Below are 11,649 nucleotides of genomic sequence, written 5' to 3'. Positions count from 1 at the left end.
TTTCCTCTCAATTGTTATTTAATTCGTGCATTAAAATGAAGATGTTGATAAGAGTCAAGTCTTCAAAATAACTACAAAAATTTATGGATGGACCTTTAAAAAACTTATTAGTAGTTGATTTAACTAGAGTATTAGTTGGGCCTTATTGCACAATGATATTATCTGATCTTGGTGCAAGAGTTATAAAAGTTGAGGCTCCAGAAATTGGCGATGACTCGCGTAAATTTGGCCCATTTGTTCAAGACTATTCTGCTTATTTCATGTCGCTTAATAGGGGGAAAGAAAGCATTGCCTTAAATTTAAAAAATGAGGATGATAAAAAAATTTTTGATAAAATTTTATCTAAAGCAGATATTTTAGTAGAAAATTTTAAACCGGGCACGTTAAAAAAATGGGGTTATGGTTGGGATGAAGTAAATAAAAAATATCCTAAACTCATTTATGCATCTGCTTCTGGTTTTGGACAAACAGGTCCTTTAAAAGAATTGCCAGCATACGACATGGTAGTTCAAGGTATGGGAGGATTAATGAGTGTTACTGGTCAACCCAACTCAGAACCAACAAGAGTCGGCACATCCATTGGTGATATCACAGCTGGATTGTTTACAGCTATTGGTATTAACGCAGCTTTATATGACAGACAAAAAACTGGAAAAGGAATGTTCATAGATGTCTCTATGCTAGATTGTCAAATAGCTATACTTGAAAATGCAATTGCTAGATATTTATCAAAAAATGAAATACCAAAACCAATGGGTTCAAGACATCCTTCTATTGCACCTTTTGAAGCTTTCAAAACAAAAGATAGCTACATTATAGTTGCTGCTGGTAATGATAAATTGTTTGAAAAATTATGTAATGTTTTAAAAATTCCAGAAGTTAGTATAGATGAAAAATTTAATTCCAATTCTGCTAGAGCAAAAAATATGGATAAATTAAAAACTATCCTAGAGGATAAGTTGTCGTCAAAAACAACAAACGAGTGGGTAAATGAAATGGAAAAAGAAAGAATTCCTTGTGGCCCTATATACAACATTAAAGAAGCAGTTGAGAATCCACAGGTTGAAGCAAGAAATATGATTGTCAAAGCTTATCATAAAGTTATTGGGGATTTCAAATTAGCAGGTAATCCTATTAAAATGTCAGCTTACAAAGATCCAAATAAAAGAGGTGACATACCCGATTTAGATGAACATCGGGAAAAAATACTTAAGGAATTTAATTAAATATATTATAAGGAGACATTATTATGTTAGACAAAAGAAAATTTTATATAAATGGAAAATGGGTTTCTCCAAGTAAACCTAACGATCTTGATGTAATCAATCCATCTACCGAAGAAGCCTTTGCAACTATCTCTCTTGGTTCAAAAGAGGATACAAATGCTGCAGTTAGTGCTGCAAAAAAAGCGCTAGTCACATGGAGTGAAAGTTCGAAAGAAGAAAGGTTAAAACTTCTTGAAAAATTGTTAGATATTTATAAAAAAAGATATTCTGAAATGACAGAAGCCATATCTATGGAAATGGGAGCTCCAATGGATTGGTCAAATGATGCTCAAACTTCAAGTGGTCAATCACACTTAGAAGATTTCATAGTCAGATTAAAAGAATTTAAATTTGATGAACAATTTAGTCCTGAGTCAAACAATCGAATTTGTTATGAGCCTATAGGGGTGTGTGGTTTGATTACACCATGGAATTGGCCTATTAATCAGATAGCATTAAAAGTTGTTCCTGCATTCGCAACTGGATGTACCATGATCCATAAACCCTCAGAAATTGCGCCTATATCAGCTATGTTGTTTGCTGAAATGATAGATGAAGCAGGCTTTCCTGCCGGTGTTTTTAATCTAGTAAACGGTGATGGTGTTGGTGTGGGTACTGATATTTCAACCCACCCTGATATTGATTTAGTATCTTTTACAGGATCAACACGTGCAGGAAAACTAATATTAAAGAATGGAGCTGATACGATTAAGAGAGTTTGTCTTGAGCTTGGTGGTAAAGGTGGAAACATTGTTTTTGCTGACTCCCACCCTAATGCGGTTCGTGATGGTATTAGAAATGTAATGAGCAATTCAGGCCAATCATGTGATGCACCTACAAGGATGCTAGTTGAAAAATCAATTTATGAAAGAGCTATAAAAGAGGCTGCCGAAGAAGCTAATTTGATAAAAGTTGATCACGCTTCTAAAAAAGGAGATCACATAGGTCCAGTTGTTTCAAAAGTTCAATACGATAAAATAATTAGTTTAATACAGAGTGGTATTGATGAAGGTGCTACCTTAGCCGCTGGTGGTCCTGAACTACCTAATGGTATGAATAAAGGTTACTTTATTAAACCAACCATTTTTACAGATGTGACTAATGATATGAGAGTGGCTAAAGAAGAAATATTTGGCCCTGTTCTTTCAATTATTCCATTTGAAACTGAAGAAGAAGCTATCAAAATTGTAAATGAGACAGAGTATGGTCTTGGAAACTATTTGCAAACTGAAGACAAAGAAAAAGCAAAAAGAATTTCAAAAAAACTTAAAGCAGGAACAATTTATGTTAACGGTAATGGCGCTGACCCAGGTGCTCCATTCGGTGGTTATAAACAATCAGGGAATGGACGTGAAGGTGGAATATGGGGATTGCTCGAATTCTTAGAAGTAAAAACAATTACGCACTGGCCAAAATAATATGATCGGTTACATCATGGTTGGAACTAATGATTTAAATCGTTCAATCAAATTTTATGATGAACTATTTAAAATTTTAGACTTAGAACGAATTGAGACTGATGATGTTTGTGCAGGCTATTCTCAAAAAGGTGGTGATGGAAAAGTTGAGTTTTATGTTACAAAACCTGTAAATAAAAAAGAAGCAACTATAGGAAATGGTTCTCAGGTTTCATTTATAACTAATTCTAGAAATATTGTAGACAAATTTCATGAACTTGGTTTGCAACTTGGGGCAACAAGTGAAGGTTCAGGCGGTGAAAGACCTGAAGGTTCTGGAGTTTATTATTCTTATATTCGTGATTTAGATGGAAATAAAATCTGTGCGTTTACAAATAACAAATAGGTAATGTCTTACCAGTTCATAAAAAAAAAATTAGATAAAAATAGTGTTGTAATACTTGATGGTGGAAATGGTGGGGAACTAGAGCAAATTGGTGCAAAGATGGACAAAGATTTGTGGGCTGGAAAGAGTGCAATTGATGATCCAGATAAACTTTTTCAAGTTCATGAAAATTATATAAAATCAGGAGCAGATGTAATTACATCAAATACTTACGCAATTACCCCTATATCAATGAAAGAATATGGTTATGAAAAATTTACTCAGGAATGGAATAAAAAAACTGTTGATATAGCATTAAAAGCTGCTGCCTCGACTGAGAGAGAAATTGCAGTTGCTGGTTCCGTTTCTACATCTGGTAGTTGGGATAAATTAACAAAGAATGAGATAACACCTGGATTTTCTGAACAGTTAACAATTTTATCAGATGCAGGTGTTGATTTGATTATTTTAGAAGCAATGACTTCTAAAGATGAAACAGTTGAAAGTATTATTGAATGTTCATCTAAAATTAATTTACCAGTATGGCTTTCTATCTCTTGTGCAATGAATAATGAGGAAGGAAAGTTAATGCATGGGTATCAAGAGAGTGTGACTAATTCCAAAGCTCAGTTTTATGATTATTTAGAAAATTCATTATTGAAATTTACTCAACTTCATAAAGGGCCAATTTTAGTTGCTCACTCTGATATTAAAGTAACAAGTGAAGCAGTAAAAATTCTTAAAAAAATTCACAAAGGATCAATTGGTGCTTATCCTAATAATGGATATTTTGAAAAACCAAATTGGAAGTTAGTAGATGATATTTCACCATCTTCGTATCTTGAAGAGGCAAAATCATGGGTATTAAATGGTGCGCAAATTATTGGAGGATGTTGTGGCGTTGGACCAGATAAAATTAAAGCTATATCAGTTTTAAAATAAATTATGTATTTTAAATTTAATGTATAAAAAAAAAATTTTTAGTGAACCAAACCCCTCTCTCAAAATTATAAGAGATAATAAACCAAAATGGTATTTACCTGAAACAAGAAGAGAAGGATACAGAAATTTACACAAAATAAATAGGTATGGTTTGTTATTTAGATCTGATCAAGTTTTAACTTTAAATACAAAGTATAATCCTGAAATTGAAAAAATTATATCTGTACAAAAAATGATAAGTCATAAATATTTCTGCTCATTATTAGTTGGCAAAGATCAAGATATTCTTTTTGAGAAATACGCAGATGATTTTAGTGAACATACTCCCCAAACTATTATGTCTATTACTAAAATGTTTGTAAATTTATTTATTGGAGAACTTGTCGAAAAAAATATAATTGATTTAAACAAAACTGTTTCAGAATATTTACCAAATATTAATTCTGGATATGCTTCAGCAAAAATTCAGGATGTACTAGATATGAATATACAAAACTCTTATAGTGAAGATTATACGGATCCCTATACATCATCTTTTTTACATGAGCCTGTTTGTGGATGGAGACTTCCTAACGACCAAAATTATAAAATTGTTCAAGAAGAGTTTCTAAATTCAATTGAGTCTATTAAGGGAGAAACATTAGAAAATAAAAATGATTTATCTCACTATAAGTCAGCAAATACTGATGTCTTAGGTGTAATAATTGAGAAAGTTAGTGGAAAGAAATTAAAAGACTGGTTATTAGAAGCCGTTGAGGCGGCGGGTTTTGAAGATGCTATGTATATGGGAACTGATAGAGATAGTATGCCGTGGATTTCAGGTGGAGGATGCTTGATTTCAAGAGATTTTTTAAGGTATGGACTTTTATTCTCTAGAAAAGGCCATGGTGTAGAAAATAGAAAAGTTGGCTCAGAAAAATTTTTAAGTGAAACTCTTACAAATAAGGGTACTAAATATATGGAGTTATCTACTGACAAATATCTATACTATTCTAATTCATCTATGAAATGTGGTGATTGGATTGGTCATTCTGGTCTTGGTGGTCAATTTTTAGCAATAAATTTAAAGAATGGAATTGTTGCATCATACTTTTCTGTCATTGAAACAGACTCTGGCACTGATGAAAATTACAAGAGAGATATGATCAATATGTTAGATGAAATTGTTAATAAAAATTTCTAGAAATTAACTTTGATTAATTTTATCTGCTATTAAAATTTTTCTCTGCATTTCTCGAAGAACAGGTTTTTCAATAAGCTTTCCATCAATTACTACTAAACCGGTATCCGACTCATTGAATTGGTCTACAATTCTTTTAGCTTTAATAATTTCTTCTTTAGAAGGTGTAAAAATTTCATTCAACATATTTATTTGTTTTGGATGGATAGAACCTTTTCCTGTAAATCCTAAATCTCTTACAAGTTCAGCTTCTTTTTTCATTCCATCCATATCCTCTAGATCTAAATATGGTACATCTATAACATCTACACCAACACTTGCTCCTGCATGCACTAATCTAGATCTTGCGTATATCAAATTTTTATATTCATTCGGAACTCTAAGCTCTGCAGCCATATCTACACCTCCAAAATATAGTGCAACTATTCTTTTGCTTGCATGAGCAATGTCATAAATACTCTCAAGTGCCTCATTAGTCTCCATTATTACATGAAGATCAGTGTCTAAACCACAATCTGTCAACATATCATCAATAAAAGTAATTTCATCAGGTGTTTTAACTTTAGGTAACATTATTGCTTTCACATTTGTTTTGCTTGAAACAACAGCTTCAAGATCCATGAGACCAAATTTAGTTCGTTGACAATTTACTCTAACAACTAACTCAACACCACTTTTAACTTCAAGAGTCTCAAGTGCTTTAAATGTATTTTTTCTTGCTTCATCTTTATCTTTGATTGCTATTCCATCTTCTAATTCAATACAAACCATATCTGCACCTGACGAAATAGCTTTTGGAAACATTTCTGGTTTAAGACCTGGTGTAAAAATAAAACTACGTCTTACATTTATTTTATTTGAATTCATCTAATTACTATATCTCATAATTTAAAATGTTATAAATTTTTTTTTGCTCGTTATTATTTACTGACATCTTCTTTTGGAGATAAAACTACAGCCACTATTCCACCAATAACAATTAAAGAACATCCAGTGATTTGACGCCAGCCAAATGGTTCATCAGTAAGAATGCTTGAGCTAATTGCACCAACTATTATTTCTGATAAAAATAAAATTGAACATATTCCTGCTCCTATTTGGGTTGGGGCCCAAAGGATTATAATACCAGTTGGGATAAAATAAAAAACTGAAATTAAAACAAGAAATGTTGTCATTGAAATAAATGCTTCTATTGATGGCATTGGTCCAAGATAATCTACAAGTAAAAAGCCAGCTACTATATTAAACAATGTGCCATAAAAGAAAAAACCAAAAATTATAGGAAATACTCCGTCAGTTTTTATAACTTCAAGTCTAATCATTCCTCCTGCAAACATAATTCCACCTAGAAGAGCTAACCAGTCTCCTGCATTTTCTGGTAATGGAATATTGCCACCTTGGCCAAAAACTACCCATAATCCACCAAGTGCTAAACCTAAACTAACAATTCTTTGCCAACCATGTTTTTTCTTTAAAAAAATAATTTCGAAAATAGTTGTCCAAACAGGTGTCATATAAAACATTATTAAAGCTCTGACTACGTCAGTTAAAAGAAAGCTTAATGCATAACATATAAAACCTCCCCCAATTAAAATTCCCATACCAGGGAGCTCTAATCCGGTACCTTTTTTTTTGCTCATTCTCCAAAGTGCAATAGGCATTAATATTAGAGTTCCAATTATCATTTGGGAAATTGTACCCCAGCCTCCAGTTAAACCACCGTCCTCAAGAATTCTTTGTGGTAACCAGTATATTCCCCAAGCACCAGCGGATATCGCAAGAGCAATTGAAATTTTATAATGGTGGGGGTGTCTCATCTTAACTTATCTAATTTAGGTTTAATTTTACTAAAATTGAAAATATCTTCATATTTACTTGCAAAAGAATATAATTTCAAATCATCTTTATTTTTCCCAATAATTTGCATACCCATAGGCATGCCATCTTTGTTAAAACCTGCTGGAATTGTAACTGTAGGTAGTTCTAAAAGGCTGGATAATATAAAAACTTCTAACCAACGATGATAAGTATCTAATTCTTTATCATTAATATTTTTTGGAAATTGTAATTTTTTATCAAAGGGAAAAATTTGAGCTGATGGTAATACTAAAAAATCAAAATTCTCAAACATTAAATTTATTTGATTTAAACATTCTTGTTTTTGATTTAAGGCTATTTTTAGATCTTCGGCTTTAATTTCTTTGCCTTTGTTATATTCCCAAATTGCTTGATATGTCATTGAACTAATATCTATAATATTCATAGCTAAAGTATCTTCATAAATACTTTTGGCTCTTAAAGTTGTCCAACTCTTCCACAAAATATCAGTATTTATTTTTGGTTTAAGATTTTCTACTCTAAGATTTATTTTTTCTAAATCTTTTAATTTAGTCTCACAAATTTCCAATATATCTTTTTCTATAATATAATTCCCATTCATATTAGAAAGCCATCCAATTTTAAAAGATGAAAATTCTTTTTCACTTATATTTTGATTTTTAAAATAGCCATCTAAATCAAATGAAAATTTGTCAACTGAGTCACTTCCTACAATTTCATCTAATAAAATCGACATATCTCTTGGATTTCTCGCAAAACATCCTGGCGTCGTAAGTATTGGATAATTTAAATTTTGTCCTGAGCGATCTGAAGGGATTAGACCTGGTGTGGGTCTAAAACCATAAATATTTGCATATGCTGCAGGTCCACGACATGATCCCATTTGATCTGTACCATCAGCAAATGGCAATAATCCAGCAGCAACAGCTGAACTTGCACCTCCACTTGATCCTGCTGCTGATTTTGATAAATCATAAATGTTTGATGTTGGTCCGAAAAGCCTATTAATTGTATGTCCACCTACACCAAGTTCTGCTGTGTTTGTTTTACCAATAACAATTGTTCCTTTATCAATTAATCGATTAACAAATAATGAGTTTTTTTTTGGTTGGTTATTTTTTGATCCTGGAAATCCGTATGTAGTTTTAAAACCCACGACATCTGTCAGATCTTTAATTGCTATTGGCAATCCATTTAAAGGTTTGTCAATTTCCTTGATATTATCCTTTTCAATTGCCTCTTTTATGATTAATTCACGATCTTTTTGAAGAACAATAGCGTTTAAATCCGGATTAAATTTTTCAATTCTGTCTAAATAATACTCAACAACCTCTTTAATTGAGATTTGTCGACTTTTTATATTGTTTTGTATTTCTTTAACTGATTGATTTTCAAGCATAAAAGCTTATCGAGCTTTTTTAATACTTTGCAAAACCATTTCTTTCATTTCAGCTAATGAAGCTACTTTAGGATTGGTTGCATACGCTTGATCTTTCATTGCTTTTTCAGCAATTCTTTCAGCACAATCCTCTGGAACATTAATTTCACTCAAACTATTTGGAATTTTAATTCTATCTAAAAGGTTCTCTAAATTTTTTATAAATGCGTTTACAGAATGATCTTTGTATTGCATTGCTTCTGACATTCTTTGAACTTTTTCTTCCATTCCTGGCAAATTATATTTCATGACAACTGGTAAAACTATTGCGTTAGTTAGTCCATGATGGGTATTATATTCTGCTCCTACCATATGGGAAATAGAATGAACATTTCCTAAACCTTTCAAAAATGATATTCCTGCTAAACAAGATCCAACATGCATACCACCTCTTGCTAATATATTCTCAGGCTCTTCAACTGCTTTAATTAATGATTTTGAAATTAAAGAAAGTCCTTCCAGTGCTGCCCCATCACACATTGGATTAAATCCAGGCACACAATATCCCTCTATAGCATGTATTAAAGCATCAGCTCCTGTCCATGCTGTTAAATTAGATGGTAATCCTATTGTTAACTCGGGGTCAATTAATGCTAAAGACGGTCTAACATCTGGATGCCACATACAAAATTTCATACCTTCTTTTAAGTAGGTAACCATTGCTGTTATCTCTGTTTCAGCTCCTGTGCCTGCTGTTGTAGGAATAGTTATAATTTTTGGAAAAGGGTTATCTTTACTAATTATTGGAGGTGTAAGTTCAAATTCAAAATCTCTTAGTGGCACATCATTATTTGCTGTGAGGCATATTAATTTACCTCCATCCATGGCACTTCCACCACCGATAGCAATTATTGAATCATGTTTTCCATCGTTATATTTTTTACAACCCACTGATATTTCATCCTCTCGAGGATTAGGCGATATATCAAAAAATATATCTGACTTTACATTTGAGTTATCTAAATATCTTTGTAAATTTGTTACAAATGGTAATTTTGGGCTACCTTTATCTGTTACTATTAGTGGATTCTTGATATCTAAATTATTACACATTGTGCCTATTTCTTTTAAACGACCAGGACCATATGCAATGTTAGTTGGGAATGTCCAATCTTGATTAGACAAGATATCAGATTCATTTAGTTTAAAATTACTCATTTTATTTGTAAGGTTTATACAATTTTAAAAAAAATTATACATGAAAATTTCCTCAGAAAAGATTGATATTAAAAAAACTTATCTTGCAGTGACTACTATGCTAATGGCAATTCTATGTGTTGATTTATATATGGTAGTAATTAAATTTTTAGGAGATGAATATTCTGTCATTCAACTTGCAGTGTTTAGAAATATTGCAGGTATTATACCTCTAATTTTGCTGATTTTATTTACAAAAGAGCATTTTACGATATTTAAAAATCTTAATAAGACATTCATTACACTCAGTTTTTTTAGAGGTTTGGGATTTTTAGCAATGAATATTTTTATATTTATTTCTGTAATAAATCTTGAATTTGCAACTGCAATGACTCTTACTTTTTCATCCCCTTTTTTTATAGTTATATTTTCAATATTTTTTTTAAAAGACATGATTGGTATTTATAGATGGTCAGCAATTTTTATAGGTTTTTTAGGTGTTGTTTTAATTATGAAACCCACCAGCGAGATATTCAATTTCTATTCTATCTTCCCTATTTTAACTGCTATCGCTTGGGCTATAACAGTTATAATACTTAAATTTATTCCTGAGGGTCACTCAACTGCAAAGATACAACTATTCACTCTTATGTTTAATGTTATAGGTGGTGTAATTTTATATTTTATTACAACTGGCCATGTTGAAATAAAAAGTATTGAAGATTTCTTTTTGATGACTTTAACAGGTATATTGGGTGGAACTGCTGCAATTTTATTTATCTATTCCTATAGATTAATCTCAGCAAGTAAAATGGCTTCATTTGAATATTTGGGTATACCCTCCTCTTTTGTTCTTGGATGGATTTTTTTTAAAGAAGCACCTTGGGAACAACTTTTTCCAGGTGTGATAGCAATTGTTTTAGCTGGTATGATAATTATTTGGAGAGATAAAGTTAAACAAAAAAGTATTAAAGGAAATAATCAGTTTAACTAGCTGATTTCATTGATTTCATTACTATCGCTCGATCTATTTCGCCTAACAAATCTCCTGTATCGCTACACACTACCGGAAACGATTTATCGGAGTCGACTAACTTATCTATAAGTGTCTCAATTTTAGAATTATCAAGTATACAATGTGATTTATCTCCATATAACTTTTTAGTATCATCACAACATTCTTTTCTCATGACTTTTCCTGCACTAAGAACTTTATATTTTGGAACATCTTCACAGAAATCTTTTACATACTGGTCTTTTGGATTTGCGACTATTTCTTCAGGTGTCCCAACTTGAGAAACTTCGCCATCTTTCATAATTGCAATATGGTCTCCCATTTTAATTGCTTCTAAAAAATCGTGAGTAATAAAGACCATTGTCTTTTGAAGCTTCTCTTGAAGTTTTAATAATTCATCTTGCATCTCTCGTCTTATCAAAGGGTCTAGAGCTGAAAATGGTTCATCAAAAATTAAAATTTCTGGATCTACAGCTAATGCTCTTGCAAGTCCTACTCTTTGTTGCATGCCCCCCGACAATTCTCTTGGGTAGTTATTTTGCCAACCATCAAGACCAACCATTTTTAAAACTTCCATAGCTTTGTCTGTTCGTTCTTGTTTTTTATTGCCTCTAATTTCTAGTCCGTATGCAATATTTTCAACAACTGTTCTATGAGGAAATAATCCAAAGTGCTGGAAGACCATACTCATTTTGTTTCTTCTTAAATCTAATAATTCTCCACCACTCATTTTAGTTACATCAATATCGTCCATTTTAACTGTACCTGAGGTTGGTTCAATTAATCTAGATATACATCTTACTAATGTTGATTTTCCACTTCCTGATAAGCCCATCACAACAAAAGTTTCACCTTTTTGTATTGAAAAACTAACATTTTTAACAGCCACAACATGCCCAGTTTTTTCTTGAACTTCTTTAATTGAGAGATTTGGATCTAAATTTTCTTTTATTCTTTTTTCATCTGGTCCAAACAATTTCCAGATATTTGTGCAAACTATTTTATTATTATCAGCCATAATAATTCAAAAACTTTAAGCGAGATAAGACAA

Annotated in this window: 11 protein-coding genes; 6 read left to right on the top strand and 5 right to left on the bottom strand. The window is 31.7% G+C overall.

Annotated features, from left to right (window positions below; genetic code table 11):
* Positions 1-83: 83 nt before the first annotated feature.
* Genes PB7211_RS03970 through PB7211_RS03950 form a run of 5 tightly spaced genes read left to right on the top strand, consistent with a single transcriptional unit; the run spans position 84 to position 5,172 of the window.
* Positions 84-1,226, top strand: a complete 1,143-nt coding sequence (locus tag PB7211_RS03970; protein WP_008544738.1) for a CaiB/BaiF CoA transferase family protein — start codon at positions 84-86, stop codon at positions 1,224-1,226.
* Between the two features lie 23 nt (positions 1,227-1,249).
* Positions 1,250-2,683, top strand: a complete 1,434-nt coding sequence (locus PB7211_RS03965; protein ID WP_008544195.1) for an aldehyde dehydrogenase family protein — start codon at positions 1,250-1,252, stop codon at positions 2,681-2,683.
* 1 nt (position 2,684) lies between these two features.
* Complete coding sequence (locus tag PB7211_RS03960; protein WP_034398987.1) at positions 2,685-3,068, top strand: VOC family protein; 384 nt, start codon at positions 2,685-2,687, stop codon at positions 3,066-3,068.
* Between the two features lie 3 nt (positions 3,069-3,071).
* The gene (locus PB7211_RS03955) at positions 3,072-3,989 is read left to right on the top strand and encodes a homocysteine S-methyltransferase family protein (RefSeq protein WP_008544733.1); all 918 of its coding nucleotides are present in this window, start codon (positions 3,072-3,074) and stop codon (positions 3,987-3,989) included.
* A gap of 19 nt (positions 3,990-4,008) precedes the next feature.
* The gene (locus PB7211_RS03950; protein WP_008545268.1) at positions 4,009-5,172 is read left to right on the top strand and encodes a serine hydrolase domain-containing protein; all 1,164 of its coding nucleotides are present in this window, start codon (positions 4,009-4,011) and stop codon (positions 5,170-5,172) included.
* 3 nt (positions 5,173-5,175) lie between these two features.
* Here the strand turns inward: PB7211_RS03950 and PB7211_RS03945 are convergent, their stop codons facing one another.
* From PB7211_RS03945 to PB7211_RS03930, 4 genes are read right to left on the bottom strand one after another with little or no spacing between them, the layout of a single operon-like run.
* Positions 5,176-6,036: an HpcH/HpaI aldolase/citrate lyase family protein gene (locus PB7211_RS03945; protein ID WP_008545563.1), complete on the bottom strand. Its 861-nt coding sequence runs from the start codon at positions 6,034-6,036 to the stop codon at positions 5,176-5,178.
* 53 nt (positions 6,037-6,089) lie between these two features.
* Positions 6,090-6,986: a DMT family transporter gene (locus tag PB7211_RS03940; protein ID WP_008546010.1), complete on the bottom strand. Its 897-nt coding sequence runs from the start codon at positions 6,984-6,986 to the stop codon at positions 6,090-6,092.
* Positions 6,983-8,407: an amidase family protein gene (locus PB7211_RS03935; RefSeq protein ID WP_008544875.1), complete on the bottom strand. Its 1,425-nt coding sequence runs from the start codon at positions 8,405-8,407 to the stop codon at positions 6,983-6,985. The genes PB7211_RS03940 and PB7211_RS03935 overlap by 4 nt, the downstream gene beginning before the upstream one ends.
* Before the next feature lie 6 nt (positions 8,408-8,413).
* Positions 8,414-9,604: an iron-containing alcohol dehydrogenase gene (locus PB7211_RS03930; RefSeq protein WP_008544589.1), complete on the bottom strand. Its 1,191-nt coding sequence runs from the start codon at positions 9,602-9,604 to the stop codon at positions 8,414-8,416.
* A 40-nt stretch (positions 9,605-9,644) separates the two neighbouring features.
* Here PB7211_RS03930 and PB7211_RS03925 point away from each other — a divergent pair, with 40 nt between their 5' ends.
* The gene (locus PB7211_RS03925; RefSeq protein ID WP_008546126.1) at positions 9,645-10,577 is read left to right on the top strand and encodes a DMT family transporter; all 933 of its coding nucleotides are present in this window, start codon (positions 9,645-9,647) and stop codon (positions 10,575-10,577) included.
* Here the strand turns inward: PB7211_RS03925 and PB7211_RS03920 are convergent.
* Positions 10,570-11,616, bottom strand: a complete 1,047-nt coding sequence (locus PB7211_RS03920; RefSeq protein WP_008544913.1) for a quaternary amine ABC transporter ATP-binding protein — start codon at positions 11,614-11,616, stop codon at positions 10,570-10,572. The two genes, PB7211_RS03925 and PB7211_RS03920, sit on opposite strands and share 8 nt — an antisense overlap.
* Positions 11,617-11,649: the final 33 nt, after the last annotated feature.

This window comes from Candidatus Pelagibacter sp. HTCC7211, assembly GCF_000155895.1.
GTDB lineage: Bacteria > Pseudomonadota > Alphaproteobacteria > Pelagibacterales > Pelagibacteraceae > Pelagibacter.
This window is presented reverse-complemented; position numbering and strand designations above follow the sequence as displayed.